The sequence below is a fragment of the Fimbriimonadaceae bacterium genome, from assembly GCA_019638775.1.
In the GTDB taxonomy this organism is placed as follows: domain Bacteria; phylum Armatimonadota; class Fimbriimonadia; order Fimbriimonadales; family Fimbriimonadaceae; genus JAHBTD01.
In genome coordinates, this window is sequence record JAHBTD010000004.1 from 189,801 (window position 1) to 209,985 (window position 20,185).

Here is a 20,185-nt window from a genome sequence, read left to right on the forward strand (position 1 = left end):
GGGCAGCTCTCCCGTGTCGTACTTGCCGACAATCTCCTACTTTGTCGTGTCCACAACCGCGACGGCTTTGGATGCGATCATCACGACATAGACGTACTTTCCATCCGGGCTCATCGCATAGTTCATGGGGATCGGCGCGGGCTGCCCTCCAAGCTCGAACTTGACCTTTTGATCGGATAGCTTGATCCTTTTGGAGATCTCCCACTTCTGCGGATCGATCAATGCAAGCTCGCCGCCCATCGCACAGGATACGAGTACCGTCTTGCCGTCCTTCGACCAGAAAGTGCGGATGGGACCCATCGTGTCCTTCACCGTCTTCACGACCTCCATCTTTGCAACGTCAATGATTGAAACTGTGTTGGCAGCGACATTCCCTGCCGTGATCCATTTGCCATCGGGAGAGATGGCGATCCCTTCGCATCGTGCTTCGCATGGAATGTTCTTGACCAGCTTGCCCGCTTCCAAGTCGATCACTGAGACTGAGCCGGAGATCGCATTCACGGCGTATCCTTGCTTCTTGTCGGGCGAAAGCACAACCAGGTGCGTTCCCTGCTGCTCGGTCGAGATCGCCTTCTCGACCTTGCCTGTCGTGATGTTGACGACGATCACGGAGTTTGTGGCGTGGGACGTGCCCACAACCCGATCCTTGTCGATCCACACAACGCCGTGCGGTCCTTCATGCGGGGTCAGCTCGATATGCTTGACCACACTCATGTCCGGCAGAGAGACGACCGTGTACGTTTTGCCTGCCTGCTGTCCATTGCCCGACCCGAGATTGGCGATGACGGCGGTCTTGCCGTCGTCGGAGAAGGCGACTTCGTTCGGATTCGGCCCGCTTTCGATCTTCTTGAGTGTTTCGCCTGTGCGCATGTCGATGACCGAAGCAGTGTTCTCGCGTTTGTTGAGGGCGATCATCGTGCCCGGGATCCCGTATTCGAGCGGGTCGGAGGCGGTCGGCTTTTCACCGATGCAGCCGAGCAGCGCGAGCAAAGAGAGGGAAATCAAAGTAGCTTTCATGTGCCCGCAGATACGCTTGGTTGCTCACCGTCGGTTCCATGAGATGCACGGTGTGCAGCGGGACTCCTGACCGCTCGCCCAAGTCCGCCCGTCATAATCCATCTGTGCTGAGCGTTCGGGTCTTCGACAAACCGGACTGGCCGGAAACCCTTGGACCGGCTTGGCGCGCGCTATTCCAAGACGCCCCCGACGCAACGCCCTTCCAAACATTTGAATGGCAATCGACGTGGTTCAAGCACTACGGCACCACCAAACGCCCGATGATCTTTGCCGCCTTTGAAGGCGACGATCTTGTGGGACTGATGCCAATGGTTCGCAAGTTTGGGGCCTGGCGAACTCTTCGCCCGATGGGCTGTGGTCCCTCTGACTACCTTCATCCGCTCGCGCGAAGTGGATACGCGGAAGAGGTTGCTCAAACGTTGATGGGAGCCTTTGAAAGTGCAGAGGGTGTTGACCTCGTTGATATACACCAGGCTCGTGAGTCTCACCCTTTTGCCCAGGTCTGGCCCAAAAACGACGAAAACGTGCGGATACTTTCACAGGCCAAGTGTCTCGTTCTCGATTTGCCAAAAACCTACGAGGAATATCTCCAGATGCTCGGCAAGAGTCTCCGTCAAGACGTCAGGAAACTGGACAAAACCATATTCAGCGAAGGCAAGGCAAGCATCATCCCTTGCACGAAAGAAAACGTACAGGATCACCTTGACCTCTTCTTCGAGTGCCACAAGCTGCGATGGAAGCAAAGGGGGCTTCCAGGAGCCTTTATCGGCAAGCGAACATTACGATTTCATCAAGAATGGGGGCAAAAAGCTGTCGATAACGGATGGCTTTGGCTAAGCGCCCTGATGGTTGAGGGTGAGGGCATCGGGGCGATCTACGCCATGCGCACGCACGATACATGCTACTTCTACCAAAGCGGATTCGATCCTGCCCACAAGGCTATCTCACCGGGGACGCTCCTGGTCGCCTCAACTATCCGGAGAGCCATTGAAGAAGGCTGCGGTCAGTTCGACTTTATGCGGGGAGATGAACCGTACAAACGACGGTGGAAGCCACAGCACTGCCATGATAACCTCCGCCTTCTAATGCCCGTCAAAGCGTTGCGCGGAAACATCGGGAAGGCCGTGAATACGGCAGGCTTTAAGGTCGAATCTAAGATTCGTGCACGGCTTGAGGGCAAAAGCCTCCGGTAAGGGAACCTCCGACCGCCAGAGTTGTTCGTCTATCATGAGAAGGCTTGGCAAATCGCCAAGCCCACCTCAGTGAGGTTGCGTCGGTGAAAATTCTTATGTTGTTATCTGCCCTGTCGATTTGTCTGATCACATCCTGTTCACAGCCTTCTCCCGAGCTCACCGTTAATCGCCCAGTCGAAAGCACGACCACTTATCAGCAGGCAAGCCCCGATGCCCGACGTGTTCTTGTGGTCATGAACAAGGCCAGCGAAGCAAGCCGACAAATTGCCGAGTTCTATATGGTCCGGCGTAAGATCCCAAAGGACAACCTGCTCGAAGTCAATATGTCCACTTCGGACAACGTGCCGGACAGCGAATACAAGACCTTTCTCGAAGACCCCATTCGGAAGAAGATCGCGGGATTGAGGCAGCAAATCGACTTTATCGTTCTTACCAAAGGTGTACCGATCCGCCTGCGCGACAACAATGGGTACAGCGTGGACGGGCACATCGCCACCATGAACCTGCCCATCAAGCCGATTGAGAAGCTTGAGGAGACTCAAATTCGCAGCAGCATGAACCCTTACTTTGGCAAAGCCGAAAAATTCGACAGCAAGAAGTTTAATTTCTATCTAGTGACTCGGCTTGACGGTTACACGATTGAGGATGCCCTCCGGCTGGTGACAAACTCGCTCAAAGCTGAAGTACAGAAAGGACCGTTCCTTTTTGATTGCGACCCCGGGCGAAAAGGCGGCGGATACAAAGACATGCAGGACGGCATGCTGACCGCGGCGAAGGGACTACGTGATCGTGGCTTTGACGTCAGTGTCGACGAGACAATGACCTTCACCGGCAGCAACAAACCACTTGCCGGCTATTGTTCGTGGGGGAGTAACGACGGAAACTTCGATGCCAATGTGTACAAGTCATTACGGTTTGTACCGGGGGCTATCGGGGAGACATTCGTTTCAACTAGCGGGCGGACATTTAGCCCAACCACCGGCGGGCAAAGCCTTGTTGCCGACCTTATTGCGGGTGGGCTCACTGGCATCAAAGGGTACGTAAGCGAGCCCTACACGTTTGCCCTTGCGCGGCCTGAGATTTTGTTCGACCGTTACACCAAGGGCTTCAATCTTGCCGAGAGCTTTTACATGTCAAGCCAAGTGCTCAAGTGGAAAGACTTGGTAATCGGGGACCCGCTTTGCAGTCCGTACGCGACAAAGGGGTAGGAGTTAGGAACGGCGCTAGGGAGTTGCTGTCCACCGGAGATTTGAAGTCAAAAGTGGGACTCTGAGGGAAAGGCAAACGGTCCGAACTCCAATCTGCGAATGCCTCGGCCTCCCCGTTCAGCACTCATCGTTCTCCCTTTACTACCCCCTCTTCAAAAGGGCCAAGAGGAAGGGAGCCCCAACCAGCGCTGTAATCACGCCAACAGGCAGCTCACCGCCTGGCACACCCCACTGGGCCAGAACATCGGCAAAGCACAGAACAAAAACGCCGACCAATCCCGAAGCTATCATCGACCAGCGCCAGTCCACCCCAACTAAGCGACGCGCCACATGCGGCGAAACAAGTCCCAAAAAGCCGATGATCCCAACCGCGCCAACACAAACTGCGGTCATGGCGGTCCCCACACCCAAGACCACTGTCTTGAGTCGCTTCGTTGGAACGCCAAGGCGGTGGGCGGTCTCTTCTCCCATCGCAAAAGCATTGAGGGCTTTCGCTTGGCCAAGCAAAGGGACGACCCCAAGAACAAGCGCGCCAGATAAAATCGCGAGCTTGGTCCATGTCATCGGCGTCATGCTTCCCAACAACCAGCGCAACATCTGATTTGTGTCTTGTCCGGCCAAAGCCAACATTAAGGTCAGGATCGCGGAAAGCATTGCCCCGACGACCACTCCCGCCAGCAGCAACCGCTGAACGTCTACCGCTTGACGCGTGCGAGCGAGCCCAAAGACTAGGAGGAGCGTCAGCACCCCACCCATGAACGCAAGGGCCATCATCGCAAGCCCTCCCCACAAGCCTGCTATCCCTAAAAGCAGCGCTGCAGCTCCACCAACAGCCGCTCCCGACGATACGCCGACGATGTAAGGATCGGCGAGTGGATTGCGAAACAGCCCTTGAAAAGCCGAACCCACAATCCCAAGCAGAGCCCCTACGAGCGCGCAAGCCAGTGCACGTGGCAGGCGCAACCTCCAAACGATCACGTTGTGCGCTTCGCCAGAGTCTGTGTCACCACGCAAAATCTCCTGAACAACCTCAACCGGCGTGAGCCTGAGCATCAGGCGATGAGAATCTGAGCTGCCTGCCCCAATGTGAATACAGAATGCGAGAATCGCAACGATGCAAAGGATAACGAGTGTGCGCACCGGCAGAAACGCCTTCCTCTGTGGACCCTCAGACTCTGCTCGCGACACGTTGGGATTATAGCCGTCGGTATACTAATCGCGTGAGTCACCCAGGTCTCGCTGCGCGATGCAGCTTGCTCAACCCTTCCCCTACGCTTTCGATCTCCGCAAAGGCGAAGGCAATGAAGGCCGACGGCAAGGACGTGCTCAATTTCGGCGCAGGTGAGCCCGACTTTGACACGCCAACCGTTGTGTGCGATGCCGCCGTAGAGGCCATTCGATCCGGCTTTACAAGGTACACGCCAACGTCAGGCATCCCCGAGCTCAAGTCTGCGATTGCGGCAAAGCTCTTCCGGCAGAACGCATTTAAGGCGGAACCAAACCAGATTGTCGTGAGCAGCGGCGCAAAGCAAAGTTGTTTCAATACTCTGACAGTCTTGCTCGATCCTGGTGATGAAGTCATCCTTATCGCGCCCTACTGGATGACCTACTACGAACAGATCGTTCTCAACGGCGGCGTTCCGGTCATCGTCCAGACGGATTCGTCCACCTCCTTTGTGCCCAGCTTTGAAAGCATTCGTGAGAAGGTCACACCCAAAACAAAAGCGATCCTCATCAACAGTCCGAGCAATCCTACGGGCGCAGTGTACACGCGGGAGACGCTCAAAGAGATTGCAACGCTTGCCTTGAGGCACAACTTTTGGATCATCTCCGATGAGATCTACGAACAGTTGGTGTACGGCATCGAGCACACGTCCATCGCCTCGTTTAGCCCTGAAGTTGCCGAGCGCACCATCACCATTGGGGGATGCAGCAAGTCCTTTGCGATGACCGGGTGGCGAATCGGATATGCCGTCGCACCCGCAGAGGTCGCCAAGAAGATGACCAACTTTCAGGACCAGGTGACGAGCAATCCAAACTCGTTTGCCCAGAAAGGAGCCGTCGCGGCCTACACCATGCCCGATGACGCCGTAATCGCGATGAGGGAAGAGTATCGGGCGAGAAGAGACCAGATCGCCGCCAGCATGAACTTGATTCCGGGTGTTTACGCTCCCGAACCGCGCGGAGCATTCTATCTGTTCGCCGATATCAGTAAACATCTTGGCGAAAGATTTTCCGATGACTGTGCATTGGCAGAATATTTGTTGGAAAATGCATTAGTGGCGACAGTGCCCGGCTCTGTGTTCTGCGGTCCCGGTCACATTCGCCTCAGCTACGCGACGAGCCGAGAAGACATTCATCGCGGGGTTGAGCGAATTGCCAATGCCTTGAGCGCTGCATGTGTTTGATTCCTAAAGCTATACCGTTAAAAAGCGAAGAGCTGTTTCTGCTCGCGATGCGGCACAGGTCTGCAGCAGCCGATCCGGTGCTGGAGAGTTATGAGCGACTTGAGTTTTTTGGCGACTCCGTTCTGGGGCTCGTCATTGCCCAGTACCTCTATGAGAATCATCCCGACTGGGATCAGGGAATGCTCAGCAAAGCCAAGTCGAGCGTTGTCCAAGAAGGCCCTCTTGCGGAAGCGGCGGCCTCGCTTGGCCTCACCGAATTCATGGAGTTGAGTGCGTCGGAGGAGGCCACCGGCGGACGAAATCGCCCCTCCATTCTTGCCGATGTTTTGGAGGCGATCTTCGGTGCGATCTATTTAGAGTCCGGGTTAGAAGCGGCACGCTGGTTTATCCTTGAACAGTTGCATCCTTACTTGATGAGGGTCAGTGAAGGTGATGTTAATCCTAACGACTTTAAGTCAAAGCTCCAAGAGATTGCACAGGCGACTTGGCATAAAACCCCAACTTACAAAGTAGCCCGTGAGGCTGGTGTGGCTCACGACAAGCGCTTTACAGTGCAAGTGCTGTTCGATAACGAAGTGATGGGAGAAGGGACAGGGCGGTCAAAGAAGGAAGCGGAGCAGGCCGCTGCTCAAGACGCGATCGGTCTGATCCAGCGTCATGTTCGCGCCAGAGAGATCGCAGAACTCCACCTAGATCCATCGTAATCTGTATAATGTAGTTGGACCTAGTGAAATTGCTGGATTTAGCCTCCGAGTTGCCCGATTTCAGATAGAAGTTGACTATTGGCATTGGAGATGCAGTCCAATTGAATGTAACTGCGCACGGAAGGGTGTCCATACGTTCGTGTCGGTGGTGTGTTATGCGATTGAATTATTTGAAATTGAGCTTTCTGGGGATGTTCGCGTTCCTATGTATGGCGGTGTCCCACGCACAATTACCCACAAATTCTTATATCAACAGAAAGGTGACTTCGGTCAATGACTTGATTCTTCATATCACGACCGACCCCGAGGTTTTTTCTCGCTATAGCCGACACTTTGCTATGGACCGGGAAGAGTTGATTGCCTACATCGGAACTCTGCATCGTGCTGTCCTCGACAAAGATGGGCTGTATGTGGTTTACAACGTTCCGGCAACGGGCGAACTGCGATCAAAAGCCCGAATGCTTAAGAAAGGGACTCCCGTATTTGCCGATCCTCACGGCACGGCCGTCATGATGGTCATTTGCGGAAACCCAATGACTCGAGGACCGAAAAAGGAAACGACCATCGTTGAGTTCATCGAGCCGAATACGACGATCTCTACGGAGATTGCCGAAGTACCAGTAACCATGCAAAGTGAACTGAGCGAGGCGGTCGCATCGGTGATTCCTCCGGGTTACAACCCTGTTGAAACCATCCCTTCAGCCGTCTATACACCTCCGACCGTAACCGGTGGCGGCAGCGACATCCAGATCATTGGCGGTGGCGGATTCCCCTGGGCGATTCTTCCCGCGCTTGGTTTGGTAGGAGCGGTTGGCGGAGGCGGGTCCAATCCGCCCGTGCCGGAGCCTGCAACGATCGCGATCCTTGCAGCCGGTGTAACGACCCTGGTTGTTCGAAGACGCAAACGATCTTCCTAAGAAAATCAAAACACACCGAACAGTCCAAGAAGCAGTCCTTCTCGGACTGTTTTTTTGATTAGCCAATCACAGTTAGCGTGGGACTCGGTTCATCGTTGAGACTGACACAGCCTCGTTCCTCCATCGCCACGATGTTTTCGATCCTTACGCCAAAGCGTCCTGGCATATAAATGCCCGGCTCCACGCTGAAACAGTTGCCAACTTCAAGCCTGTATTTATTCCCCTCAACGATATTGGGCTCTTCATGGCCTTGCATCCCAATGCCGTGCCCCGTTCGATGAATGAAATACTTGCCGTACTCGGCTCGGTCAATGACTTGCCTTGCGGCTTGATCGACCGATTCGCAGGTTGATCCCACCTTCGCATGTTCCCGCGCGGCCATGTGTGCCTTATACACAATCTCGTAAACTCGGTGAGCTTCCAGACGTGGCTCACCGCAGGCTACGGTTCGCGTGATGTCGCTCTGGTATCCGCCGAACTCACAGCCAAAATCGAGGATGACCACATCGCCGTCTTGGATGACTGTGTCGTCGCTCAAATGATGCGGTTCTGCTCCATTTGCCCCGGTCGCAATGATGCAAAACTTGGGCAGCCCTCCGCGCTTCGACATCTCTGCCTCAAGCTCTATCGAAACTTGGCGCTCAGTTTTTCCAGCTTTAAGGATGTGTGGTATCTGAAGCCATGCGTCATCGGCGATACGCGCGGCCTTCCGCATCAAGTCAATCTCTTCTGCCGACTTCACTCGCATCAATGCGGAAAGCACGAAACGACCGTTCACAAATCGTGCGTTGGGCGCTGAGATGTGCATAGGAAGCAGCATGTGGGCAGGCAGATCGGGGTCTACCGCGATAGTGCTGCGCTCGATGCCCCAGTCATGGACCAGCTCTTGAAAGTGGAGCAGCGGGTCCTCGCCATCCTGCCATGTCCGCACGTCCTTAATCCCCACTCGGGTCGCCTGGTTCGCGCTCAAAGCCGGGCAGATCATTCTGACTTTGCCCTCGTCGGTCACGGCAAGAGCCAGGAACCGCTCGTGACCACCCTCGTGGAATCCATGGATATAGCCCATTGCGACCGGGGTCCAGGCAAAGAAAGCCGAGCATCCGTTCAGCCGAAGCTGCTCAGCCAGCGCTTCGATACGCGACTCGTAAACTGGTGACGACATAGGAAAAGTATATCGGGTCTTCGCCAAGGAGGTGGCTCATGTAGACAGGTAAACAAGAGCCAAAGGCGCAGAGATTGCTCCGGCCTATCGAAGACCCTATGTAGCCGCAGTCTTAAACCTGCGGCTACATCTCACCAGAAGGCAGGACGTTCAATCCAAAATCGTAAATCCAAAATCCAAAAATTGGACTATCCTGCTTTCTTCCATGTGTTCGGCTTCGGCTTCGTGTTGTACTTGTTGTAGAGCCGGGTCTGTTTGTTCTCCAGGCTCGTCTCCTTGCCCCGAATCCAGGCGTGCAACACTCGCGTGGAGGTCTCCAGCAGGTCTCCATCGGTAACGATCAGCGTTCCTTCATAGCCCGTTTGGATCGCGCCAAGACGCTTGCCGAGACCGAGGATCTCAGCCGGCCAAAGCGTGACCGATCGCATCGCGTCTTCGGGGTCCATCCCGTAGGCGGCCGCGAATCCTGCTTGGTCTCGGAGCTGACGAACGTCAAAGTCGGAGTTCGTCGAAAGCGCGACCTTCACACCGGCAGCTCTTAGCTTCCCTGGTGCAGCGTAGAACTCATGAGGATGAGAATCGTTGCCGCCGGGCAGGTTCATCGTCGCCGTAAAGATGATGGGAATGCCCTTCTCAGCAAGCCAATCCGCGATCTCGACCGCGTTGGTGCAGCCAAGCAGCTGGATGTTCACTCCCTCCTTCTCGGCCCATGCAACTGTCGCCTTCATATCGCTGGCGCTATGGGCAATCGCAAGGATGGAGCACTTTTTGTCCAGAACCTTCGCAAGCTGCTCCATTCGGTCGTCGCGAGGAGTGAGGGGTCCCTTCCCAGAGGCGTAAGCATTGCGGGCTTCGATATAGTCTCTAGCTTGTTGGAGCCAAGTCGATGCTTGGCGTAGTGAAGACGTTGTGTCGCCACCGCCACCACCACCGCGACGGCCCTGCCCTCCTTTATCGTCCTCGTGTTCGTCATGGCTGTGCTTCACCGCTGAGCCAGCGCCGAAATGCTCTTCTCCGCAAAGATCTTCATCCTCGCCGAAGCCAAAACCGCCTCCACCACCGACCGTAAGCATCACGCCGATACCACCTTGGATGGTCATATCCTCCCAGGTGTAACCGTCCAGGTAAATCAGAGATGCCTGCCCGGGCATGCCCCCGCCAGTCGGGTGGGTGACCGCCGTGAGCACACCCTGCGCACGAGCGACGCCAAGAAGCTCGCTCTCGGGATTTACCGCGCGTTCGGGTCGATAGTCGGGATGGAAATTGCCGCGCTCCGAAGAGTCATTGCTCGCCGGGACTTGACCGATTTCGTTGAGTCCCAAGGTAGTAGAAGCATCGATGAGGCCAGGGTAGACGTGCTTGCCCTTGCCGTCGATGCGGGTCACACCATTCGGAATCGCTGCCCGAGGCCCGACAGCCTTAATCAGACCGTCGTCACCCACAACCACATTTCCGACAAACGGATCGCCGATCATCGGATGGATCGTGGCACCCACGATAGCAAACGCCTTTGCTTGGTACTTCGCGATTCCGGGGATGCCTGTTACTTCGCCGATTCCCGAAACCTTTGCGGTCTCCCCCGCTGTGAGCTCTCCTGCGGCTGCGGCCTCCGCAGCTTTGGGCGGCTCGTCCTGTCCAAGCACCTGCTTTGCTGTAGCGAGGAAAGCATCTCGCTCGGCGCGCTGCTTGGCATCGTCGGCAAGGTCAAACAGCTTCACGCCATCGACATAAGTTGCCAAACACTTGGTAAAGATCGAAGTCGGGGGCGCGGTCCAGATCGCAAGATCGGCATCTTTGCCTGCTTCGAGTGAGCCGGTCCGCCCAGAGATTCCCATCTGCTTCGCCGGCCCAGTGGTGACAAAACTCAGTGACGCCTCTGGCGTGGAAGCTCCATAACGGATTGCCTTCGCCGCTTCGATGTACAGTCTTCGAGCGTGGTTGTTGCTGTCGCTGTTGACGCTGGTCACCACTCCTCGATCCGCCATCAGCGACATATTGTAAGGGATCGCATCATACGCTTCGAGCTTGAATCCCCACCAGTCGGCAAACGTCGATCCGCCGATGCCCTGCTCCGCCATTTCATCAGCGATCTTGTAGCCTTCAAGAATGTGCTGGAACGTCGCAATCTCGGCCCCAACCTCCTTCGCCACACGCATCAGCATCAAGAATTCATCTTGGCGATAGCCATGGCTGTGAATCTTGATCGTGCCATCGGCGATCATGCTTAGCGCTTCGAGCTGGAGATCTCGCCGGGGCTCAACCTTTGTTTTGCCGGCTTTGAAATCGGCCCAAGCTTGGGCGTACTCTTTGCCCGCGTAGAATGCACGACGGATCGAATCCTCGTTGCCCATACGACTTTGAGGACGCCAGGTAAGCAAGCTATCCCACGACGGCTCGGGAGCTTGATTGCCGCCGAAGCCACCTTCAGGCTCGCGGATCGGATTTTGCCCGAGGGCAAACTTCACTCCCATCGGTGCGTAGTCTATTCGGAAATCCTCGGGGCGCTGCCCCCATCTCCATTTGACCGGGTTTGCTTGTCCACCAATGACGTTCGCGGAGCCATGAAGCTGCTGCGCCCCTACCACACCACCGGCAAGCTGTCTGTACACGTTCACGTCTCGGTGGTTCACGACATCCTGAATCCGGCACTCCGCCGTGATCATGTTCGTCGATTCGTTGACGCTGCCTGTGATGGCTGTGTGGCTGTGGCAATCCCACAGACCTGGCGAAATATGAAGCCCTTTGGCGTCGATAACTTCACACCCGTCAGGAGCCGTCAGCCCTTTCCCAATCGCTGCGATCTTGCCATCTTTGATGATGATGTCGGCATTTTGAAGAACGCCCTGCCGCGACATCGTCCAGATCGTTGCGTTCTTATAGAGTCGGAACGCCTTCTTCGTTTCGGCGGGGCGTGGGAAGGACTCGTAGTTTGGAGGCATCAACTTCATTGGCGCTTCCGGTCCAAGCTGATCTGCCTCCTTCTTTTTGGGCATGTCAAACGCCACTCGCTGGCCTTCGACGAACGCTGCCATGATCTGCGAAGATTGGCTGAGTAGGTCTCCTTGAACGATAAGCAGGTTCCCAAGCTTTCCTTCTTCGACCGTTCCAACACGCTTGTCGATGCCAAGAAGCTTGGCTGGGCGAGTCGTCATTGCCGCAAGTGCGCCATCGCGGCTGAGTCCGCATCGCACGAGCATACGGATCCCTTCAAACGGGTTACTGGAGCTCGACGGAGCATAGCAGAACTCAATCCCCGCTTTCTCTAACTCCGCTCCAGCCTGAAGTTCATTGAAATACGCGCGGATGTTGGCCACATCGTTTCGACTGTCGTCCGGGCTGATGGTTGGCTTTGAAATGAGATCGCCATCGAGCATGACCTGAATGCGCGGATTTTTGAGAAGGTCAAGAATTGCCCCGGCGCTGCGCCGCATCGTATATATGGACTTAAGATTGAATTCTCGCGAGATTGCCATCGCCTCAAGAGCCGATAGTTCACTCATATCGTCAAAGAGCGCGTAGTCTTCGCCCTTTGCCAAAGCAACGAGTCGCTCCAGGGCAAGGTCGCGCTCTGGGCGTGCGACGTTTGGATTAGCCGCATAGTACGATTGCATCCTGCCGTACCACCCAGCATCAAGAATCGTCTGTCGGATAAAGGCGATTGCACCCATCGTCGAGCCGGGGTATTGTCCGTTTCTCGGCGCGGCAAGGGAGATCGGGAATCCCAACCCCTCTCTCATCATGTTTGCCGGAGCGATGTCGGGCGATGAGAGGCTGAAGATGCCGGATTTGGGTCCTACCAACCCGCCTCGGGCATAGGTGTGAGCCACAGCATAGCCGTTCTTCACCAGCGACTCGAAATCACTCACGCCCTTCTGCCCCATCTCTGCAATGCGCTTGTCGGAAAAGAGGTTGACGGCCTTTCCAAACGGGTCGGCGTCGCGATTAACCTGGGTGCGACCTCCACCCCCACCGGGACCGACTTGTCCTGCTGTCGGCGTCTGGGTCACTCCCTCGACGGTCACTCGCAGAAGCGGGTGGATCAAGCCTGGATAGACGGAGAGGCCCGAGCAGTCGATCGTTTCTGCACCTCCCGATGCCTCCAGATTGTTCCCAATCTTTGCGATCACGCCATCCTTCACCAGGATGTCGGCTTTCTCGATCACCTTTCCGGGCGAAACGATGACGCGGGCGCCCTTGAGCAGATAGGTGGGGCGAGGCGAGTCCTGGGCGATCGCGATCAACGGAAGTGTCGCCAGCAGTGCGAGCACTGGCAATCTTTTCAGCTTCATGAAATTGATTCTACTGGAAACGCGGAAGTAGCTGAGAGCTTGTGCTAGGAGCTGGGAGCTACAGACTGCAAGCTCCTAGCTCATAGCTCCCGACTCACAAACAGCTCTCTCGGCCCGTGGACGCCGTGAACGAGCGTTCCTTCGATGTCGGCGGTCCGGCTGGGACCGGTGATGAAGACGCTGCTCCGCTCGGAAACGAACGGCATCGCCTCTTCCAGGCTCTCGACGATGCTCTCCCTACTGACCAACACGATGTGACGGGGTGGAGCAAGGCTGGCGAGGCGGGACTTATCGGGGCCGGTTTCCAGCAGCAGAGTGCCGGATTCGGCAATAGCGAGCTTGGCGGTGGTGATAGAAAGGTCGGCGGTCCAGGGGTCAGTCACGACGGACAAGTCTAAACTAGGATCGCCTCCCCCTTGATGGGGGAGGCTGTGAACGGAGTGAACAGGGTGGGGGTGATCGCCAGACATCTGTTCTTCACCCCTCTCCGGTTCGCTGCGCTCACCGACTCTCCCCCTCAAGGGGAGAGTATTGAGGTCGATGCCATGTTCATTGAGGTCGATGCCATGTTCGACGAGGATGTTCCCTCTAAGGAGACTCTGAAGGTCCTCTGAGGTCGCCATCTTCCCCCCGACTGCCTTAAGCCTCTCCTCAAAGATGGCCCACAGCTCATCGATGGATCGCTCCGACGACCGCCGTATCGGCTCGGGAAGCGCCTTGCCTTTAGATTGGACAGCGCTCAGGGCTTGCAGGATTTGTTCACGCTCGGCCACGCCACCACCTCCTGAAGTCTCGCCCCTGCTTTTCGGGTCGAGAGCGGTGCTCGTCCCATCCCTTCGTCGCCGGGTTTGGCAGTCCACCTGCAAGCGGAAGCAGGGCCAAGCCCGCTTTCCACTTCTTGCTGTCCTCCGCCGCCATGCCAAACCACTGCCAAGGAATCCCCGAATCTTTTGCCCCCTTCTGAACCGCTTCATGCCGAAGCTTCAGCAACAGATGGGGGATCGGAATCTTGACCGGACAGACCTCTTCGCACGCCCCGCAAAGGCTGGAAGCTTGGGCAAGATCGCCCATGCCCTTCACCCCTTCCAGCGCAGGAGCGAGCACAGCCCCGAGCGGCCCGCTGTAGACGTGCCCGTAGCCATGCCCCGAAGCCTGCCGATACACAGGGCAGACATTCAGGCATGCGCCGCAGCGGATGCACCGGAGGATGTCTTTGTACGGGCCATTGAGGATTCGGGACCGTCCGTTATCGAGCAGCACGAGGTGAATCTCTTTTGGACCGTCCTGTTCATCGGCTTTGCGCGGGCCAGAGATGAGATGCACGTAGGTGGTGAGTCGCTGTCCCGTCGCTGAGCCGCCGAGAATCTTGAGAAAGATGGGCAGCTGGTCCTCGCTGACCAAAAGCTTCTCGATCCCCATCAGCGCGATATGAACGTCTGGCGCGGTGGTGGAAAGACGATTGTTGCCCTCGTTCTCCACGAGCACGATTCGCCCGGTTTTGGCAATGCCGAAGTTCACCCCGCTGATGCCGACTTTGGCCTGCTGGAACTTGCCCCGCAGGTGGTCGCGGGCTTGCAGGGTGAGTTCTTCGGCATTCTCACTGGGCGGGCCGATGCGGTGGTGCGCGAAGGTCTCCGCCACCTGTTCCTTGGTCTTGTGGATGATGGGCGTGACGATGTGGCTGGGGGTGTCGCCATCGAGCTGGACGACGAACTCGCCAAGGTCGGTTTCGATCGGGTGATATCCCGCTTCTTCCAGCGCATGGTTGAGGTGAATCTCCTCCGTCGCCATGGATTTGGCTTTGACGATCGGGCTCTCCTTGTCCGTGCTCTTCTCGACAATGTCCAGGATAATCTTGCGGGCGGATTCGGCGTCCTTGGCCCAATGCACGGTGATGCCGTTGGCCGTGCAGCTCTTCTCGAACTCGAGGAGTAGGTCGTATAAGTCATCTAGGACGTATTCTTTGACTTGCGCGGCGTAGGCTCTGGCAGATTCGATGTCGCCGTCGAATACCGCGCTCAGGGTCTGGAGTCGGCCCGTGGTTTTGGCGACGGAGGCCGAACGGACAGCCTTGGTGGTGCCCTGATCTAAGGCTTCAGCAAACTTCTCGACCCGTGAACCTTTCATGCGGGCAACACCTTCGTAGCATGAGCGTCTCGCCCATGTGTCCCATGACCGTCTCGGTCATGGATTCCGGCAACCACGGGCGGGACGCCCGTGGAACGCTTGGGCGGGACGCCCATGCTACGCCGTGACTTCCATAGTCTCGTCATACGGGCAACACCTCCGCAAGCAACTGCGCATAGTGCTTCGTCTTGAGAGGCAGCCGCTCTTTGTCGATCAACCCTTGGAGGTGCATCAGGCAACCCATGTCGCCGCTGACGACCGTATCCACCCCCGCATCCATCAGACAGCGGAGTTTCTCCATGCCGATGCCTGCGCTGAGGGTGCCGTGGGTGGCGGAGAAGGCTCCGCCGAAGCCGCAACACTGTTCTTGCTGGGCGAACTGGACGAGTTCGAGTCCGGGGATGAGGGTGAGGAGGCGTTCTTGGGGGGATTCCGTGGCATGGGCGTCTCGCCCATGTGTCCCATGACCGTCCCGGTCATGGATTCCGGCAACCACGGGCGGGACGCCCGTGGAACGCTTGGGCGAGACGCCCAAGCCACGCCCACTCGCTGATAATTCCCGCATGTGGCACGACCGATGAAATGCCACCTTTTGCTTCCTCGTCACGCAAGACCCGCGCAAAGGCCAGCGGTCGATGCCGAGATGGTCGATAAGGAATTCGGAAAGCTCGAATGCTCGGGGGGCTTCAAGGCCAAGCATCGGGTAGCCCGACCGCAGCATCGCCGTGCACGACCCGCTGGGGACGATGATGGGCAGGCCCTTGTCAAACGTGCCGAGGGTGCGTCTGGCGATGGGGCGGGCAGTGTCCCAGTCGCCCGAGTTGAACGGGGGCTGTCCGCAGCAGGTTTGGCCTTTGGGGAACTCGACGGTGCAGCCGCAATGCTCCAGGATGCGCGCCGTTGCGATGCCGACCTCTCCGTAGAAAGCGTCGCAAAGGCAGGTGAGCATGAGGCTAACGCGCATTGGGGACATTGTATCGGAGATCGGTGATGGGCGACTACAGATCAGAGTTTGCAACTCGGTTCTCTGAAGTCGATTCACCGATAACGGACGCCGAAATCCATTTTTCGCCAAGGCGCAAAGACGCAAAGCCCAAACTCTGTGCCTCTGTGGTTCTCAGTGCCTCTGTGAGAAATCTCAACGGAGAGTTCGGCAACGACAAATCGTTGCCCTCTCTTCCGAGAGACAGATATCAGATCTCGGATTTCTAATCACAAATTCCGTACTCGCTTCCAGCGCCTTCGCCACCTCATCCCACGACTTCAGGACCCCTTGAGCCAAGAACTGCGCCCCGAGATTGCCTAAAAGCGTCGCCTCCTTCGGGCCGGAGATGACGGGGATTTGGAGCCGGTCGGCAAGACCCTGGCACAGCTCCCGGCTTGCCGCGCCGCCGCCGCCAACCTTCAGCGATTTGAAGGTTCGGCCCGTGATCTTCTCCATCAGCCGAAGCTGATCGGCAGTGGTGTCGATGAGCGAATAGAGGGCCAAAGCCGCCCAGTCCTTCTTGGATTCGGGCTTGCAAATGGCGAAGTCGAGCGCGGCTTCCACCATCGAGGAAGGATTGAAGAACCGCTCATTAAGAAGGTCGATCCTGCCATCAAACTTCTTGTTCGCTTCGCTCAGCCAAACGGAGACGGGCGCGTCGACTTTCAGCTCTTCATGAAGGCGGTTGACGACAAAAAAACCCGGCACGTTCTTGAGGAATCGGATGCGACCATCGACGGCGCGCTCGTTGGTAAAGTTAGCAGCTTCGGCAGCGTCGCTGGTGTCCACCTCGTCCCGCAAGCATCCCAGCAGCGACCACGTCCCTGCGCTGAGGAAGGCTTGATCGTCGGCAAGCTGGCCCAGACCGTAAACCGCCGAGGCCGTATCGTGCGTGCCTACTCGTGCCACAGGAACGCCCAAACGGGTCTTGCCTTGGATGGTGCCCGGGGGTTGCGGCTGGTCGGCGGGCACAGGCCAGCCCGCGATCTCAAAAGCCTCCTTCGACCATGTGCCATCCACGCCGAGGAGTTGTGTGGAGGAGGCGTTGGTCAGTTCGTGGCCTGCGTTTGCACCAAGAAGATGAGCGATCAGTTCGGGGAGCATAAGCCATCTTTGGGCTTGGTTGATGAGACCGGAGTGTTGCTCTCGTCGGGCGATGAGCTGGTAGATGGTGTTGAAGGGTTGGTGTTGGACGCCGGTCGATTTGTATAGTTTTTTCTTGATTTTTTTTACACTTTCGGGATCGTGATGTTCGTCACCCCCACCCTGCCCTCCCCCGTCAAGGGGGAGGGTAGCCGCCGAACCAAACCCGTGAAAGACAGCCACGTGCGAAGGGTCGCGGTAGCAGACCACTTCATCCAGCAGGTTTCCGTCCTTATCCAAAAACCCGTGATCGACCGCCCAAGAGTCGATGCCGATGGTGGTTTCTGGGCCAAGAGCCCGCGCGTATGCTTCAGCTCTCTGGCAAAGCGAGAGGATCAGCGGGAGGTCCCAGACCAGCCTTCCGGCGTGGTCCTTGGGCTCGTGGGGCACCTGCTCCACCACCTCAAAGCCGACCTTCTCTCCGTCGAACCAGCCATGAGCAAATCGAATGCTGCTCGCGCCAAGGTCGATGGCGACGGCTTGGGATTTAGAGTTTATTTTTGGAATCACCATAGGATTTCGTATGCGTCACCCTCTCCCTGTTCGCTACGCTCACAGCCTCCCCCATCAAGGGGGAGGAACTTAAAACTAGCGAAGGATTGCCCTCCCGATCCGTGCGCATCACAGATTACCGATCACTGTGTACTTTTAGTTTCTCGCAAAGGCGCAAAGACGCAAAGCCCAAACTCTGTGCCTCTGTGGTTCTCTGTGACTCCGTGAGAAATCCCGTTCAGGCAACGACAAAGAGTTGCCCTCCGAGTTACCGCACGAACGCTTCACGGACCCCTCCGTCGACGGGTATCACGCACCCGGTGGTGCGGCTGCTGCGCTTTTCGCTGCTCAGCCATGCGATCGCCTCGGCGATGTCGTCGGTACTGACAATTACCCCCAGCATCGAGCGCTTTCGATAGTGCTCTTCGAGTTCGTCCGGCTGGATGCCCAGACTTCGAGCCGACTCTTCACGCCAAGCTCCCTGCCAAATCGCCGAGCCCTGAAGAACCGCGTCTGGGTTCACTGCGTTGCAGCGAATGTTATACTTGGCAAGGTCGCTAGCAGACGTTCGCATCAGGTGAAGCTCGAACGCCTTGGCCGCCGAATAGATCGCCGCGTTCTGACCCACGGCAACCGCATTCTTTGATCCCACCACGATCAACGACCCGCCCGTGCCCTGCTTGATCATCAGTCTTGCGGCTTCGCGCATGGTCAAGAAGTAGCCCTTCATCAGCAGATCGCTCAGGAATTCGTAATTGGCGTCATCGGTATCGGCAATCGTTCCTCGCCGGGCGTTCCCGGCGCAGGCCACAACCACATCTACCCCTCCGAACTTGCGAATCGTCTTCTCAAAAGCTTCGACTAGCGACTTACCGTCGGTCACATCGCAACGGCACGTCAAAACGGAGCCAGCGTTAGCAGCGGTCTGGTCGATGTCATGCGCCGCCGCTTCCAGCTTTTCGTCATTGATATCGAGCAGCACAACACACGCGCCCTCGCTGGCAAGCCGCTTTGCTGTGGCAAACCCGATGCCCTGGGCTCCACCCGTGATGACGGCGATCTGCCGCGCAAACTCTTTTTCCGGTGGCATGCGCTTAAGCTTTGCTTCTTCCAAAAGCCAATATTCGATGTTGAATGCCTCCTGCTCCGGCAGGGCCACATACTTGCTGACGGCCTCGGCTCCGCGCATGACCGCGATCGCGTTTTTATAGAACTGCCCGGTGACCTTGGCCTCTTGGGGGTTCTTGCCAAAACTCACCATGCCCACGCCGGGGACCAGAACAACGCTCGGGTTGGGGTTGCGCATGGCTGGGGAATCAGAGTGTTTGCACCGCTCATAGTAGGCTTTGTACACTTCCCGGAATTGACTTAGAGCGCTATCCAGGGAGTCGTCATCTGTTGCCGTCAAAACGAGTGGGCGAATCTTCGTTCGCAAAAAGTGATCCGGGCAGCTTGTGCCCAGCTTTGCCAGTTCGGGCATTTTCGACCGGGAAAGGAAATCCATGACCTCGGGCGAGCCGTCGACATGGGCGATCAGCCGCTGGCCGTTGTAAGCGATGCGTCCACGCAGTCGTGGAAGGAGTTCAGCCATGACGCCTTTGGGGTCGGGGTGAGCCTCTACCACCGGGTTGCCAAAGGGGTGTTGACGGGTGCGCTCGTTTAGATAGGTCTGCGCTTGGTTGATCATGCGGAGGGTCAGTTCGTAGCACTCCTGCCAAGTGTCGGCCCAGCAGATAAAGCCGTGCGACTGCATGATCGCGCCCTTGGCTTTGGGGTTGGAGGCGATCAGGTCGCGGAGCATCAGACCAAGATCAAAACCGGGACGCTTCCACGGCAGGATGCCCATCTCGTCGCCCCAAATCTCCTTGGTGATCGCTTCGCAATCTTCGCAAGCGGCGATGGCGATGACGGCGTCGCTGTGCATGTGCGAAACGGCGTCGGCGGGGACGAAAGCGTGGAGTGGAGTGTCGATGCTGCAAGCCGTGGGATTGAGGTTAAAAGTGCAGTGGTTGTAAAGCGCAACTATGGCGTCCTCGGGGAGCCCTTCGGCTTTCTGCTTGTACTCCAGCTTGAGGACACGGTCGAGATAGAGCGAGGCGAAGTTCTGCATCTTCGCCGAACCAAGGTCGCCGCCCGAGCCTTTCACCCACATCACGCGAACGGATTCGCCGGTGAGGGGGTCGGTCGCAGTGAGCTTGGCGCTGGTGTTGCCGCCGCCGAAGTTGGTGATGCGGGGGTCGGAGCCGAGAAGGTTGGATGCGTAGACGAGCTGTTCTACCGGGTCCATCGCGGCGGCTTTGGCGGAATCCCAAACGCTTTCGATCATCGACGAAGCCATGCGTTATTCTGGCGCGGATGTGAATAGGGATGCCCGCACAGTTTCTGTTTCTCTCAAACACGGTCGAAAATGCCACGCCATGAAATCTTGCTAAATCTCGCTCTTTGATGAGTACTATATTAATGATTGGGAATCTCGTAGAGATTCAGGCGCAAGCTAGACCTGGTCTCTTCACCTTTCCTCTCAGACGTTACGAATGAAG

14 protein-coding genes are annotated in these 20,185 nt (G+C 57.0%); 5 read left to right on the forward strand and 9 right to left on the reverse strand.

Annotated elements, in window-relative coordinates:
* Nucleotides 1-36 precede the first annotated feature (36 nt).
* Nucleotides 37-1,017: a beta-propeller fold lactonase family protein gene (locus KF784_15145; protein MBX3120394.1), complete on the reverse strand. Its 981-nt coding sequence runs from the start codon at nucleotides 1,015-1,017 to the stop codon at nucleotides 37-39.
* A gap of 104 nt (nucleotides 1,018-1,121) precedes the next feature.
* On the opposite strand from KF784_15145, the gene KF784_15150 reads away from it, so the two are divergent.
* Together KF784_15150 and KF784_15155 are read left to right on the forward strand one after the other, a co-directional pair.
* Complete coding sequence (locus tag KF784_15150) at nucleotides 1,122-2,210, forward strand: GNAT family N-acetyltransferase (GenBank protein MBX3120395.1); 1,089 nt, start codon at nucleotides 1,122-1,124, stop codon at nucleotides 2,208-2,210.
* A gap of 44 nt (nucleotides 2,211-2,254) precedes the next feature.
* On the forward strand, nucleotides 2,255-3,418 hold the full coding sequence (locus KF784_15155; GenBank protein ID MBX3120396.1) for a TIGR03790 family protein: 1,164 nt from the start codon (nucleotides 2,255-2,257) through the stop codon (nucleotides 3,416-3,418).
* Nucleotides 3,419-3,559: 141 nt separating this feature from the next.
* Here the strand turns inward: KF784_15155 and KF784_15160 are convergent, their stop codons facing one another.
* Entirely contained in the window at nucleotides 3,560-4,606 is a 1,047-nt protein-coding gene (locus KF784_15160; GenBank protein MBX3120397.1) for an iron ABC transporter permease, read from the reverse strand.
* A 32-nt stretch (nucleotides 4,607-4,638) separates the two neighbouring features.
* Here KF784_15160 and KF784_15165 point away from each other — a divergent pair, with 32 nt between their 5' ends.
* The 3 genes from KF784_15165 to KF784_15175 all read left to right on the forward strand — a co-directional run bounded on the left by KF784_15165 (nucleotide 4,639) and on the right by KF784_15175 (nucleotide 7,447).
* On the forward strand, nucleotides 4,639-5,826 hold the full coding sequence (locus tag KF784_15165) for a pyridoxal phosphate-dependent aminotransferase (GenBank protein ID MBX3120398.1): 1,188 nt from the start codon (nucleotides 4,639-4,641) through the stop codon (nucleotides 5,824-5,826).
* A complete protein-coding gene (gene rnc, locus KF784_15170) occupies nucleotides 5,817-6,530 on the forward strand; it encodes a ribonuclease III (protein MBX3120399.1) in 714 nt (237 codons plus the stop codon). Before KF784_15165 ends, rnc begins: the two co-directional genes overlap by 10 nt.
* Nucleotides 6,531-6,790: 260 nt before the next feature.
* Complete coding sequence (locus KF784_15175) at nucleotides 6,791-7,447, forward strand: PEP-CTERM sorting domain-containing protein (GenBank protein MBX3120400.1); 657 nt, start codon at nucleotides 6,791-6,793, stop codon at nucleotides 7,445-7,447.
* A gap of 58 nt (nucleotides 7,448-7,505) precedes the next feature.
* On the opposite strand, the gene KF784_15180 is transcribed toward KF784_15175, so the two are convergent.
* The 7 genes from KF784_15180 to KF784_15210 all read right to left on the reverse strand — a co-directional run bounded on the left by KF784_15180 (nucleotide 7,506) and on the right by KF784_15210 (nucleotide 19,983).
* Nucleotides 7,506-8,609, reverse strand: a complete 1,104-nt coding sequence (locus KF784_15180; protein ID MBX3120401.1) for an aminopeptidase P family protein — start codon at nucleotides 8,607-8,609, stop codon at nucleotides 7,506-7,508.
* A gap of 188 nt (nucleotides 8,610-8,797) precedes the next feature.
* Nucleotides 8,798-12,898: an amidohydrolase family protein gene (locus KF784_15185; GenBank protein ID MBX3120402.1), complete on the reverse strand. Its 4,101-nt coding sequence runs from the start codon at nucleotides 12,896-12,898 to the stop codon at nucleotides 8,798-8,800.
* Between the two features lie 80 nt (nucleotides 12,899-12,978).
* Entirely contained in the window at nucleotides 12,979-13,671 is a 693-nt protein-coding gene (locus tag KF784_15190) for an LUD domain-containing protein (protein ID MBX3120403.1), read from the reverse strand.
* Nucleotides 13,658-15,025: an iron-sulfur cluster-binding protein gene (locus KF784_15195; GenBank protein MBX3120404.1), complete on the reverse strand. Its 1,368-nt coding sequence runs from the start codon at nucleotides 15,023-15,025 to the stop codon at nucleotides 13,658-13,660. The genes KF784_15190 and KF784_15195 overlap by 14 nt, the downstream gene beginning before the upstream one ends.
* A 142-nt stretch (nucleotides 15,026-15,167) precedes the next feature.
* The gene (locus KF784_15200) at nucleotides 15,168-15,989 is read right to left on the reverse strand and encodes a (Fe-S)-binding protein (protein MBX3120405.1); all 822 of its coding nucleotides are present in this window, start codon (nucleotides 15,987-15,989) and stop codon (nucleotides 15,168-15,170) included.
* Nucleotides 15,990-16,163: 174 nt separating this feature from the next.
* Nucleotides 16,164-17,666 carry a hypothetical protein gene (locus KF784_15205; protein ID MBX3120406.1) on the reverse strand — a complete coding sequence of 501 codons (1,503 nt, stop codon included), beginning with the start codon at nucleotides 17,664-17,666 and terminating at the stop codon, nucleotides 16,164-16,166.
* Nucleotides 17,667-17,913: 247 nt separating this feature from the next.
* Nucleotides 17,914-19,983: a bifunctional rhamnulose-1-phosphate aldolase/short-chain dehydrogenase gene (locus tag KF784_15210; protein ID MBX3120407.1), complete on the reverse strand. Its 2,070-nt coding sequence runs from the start codon at nucleotides 19,981-19,983 to the stop codon at nucleotides 17,914-17,916.
* Nucleotides 19,984-20,185 lie beyond the last annotated feature (202 nt).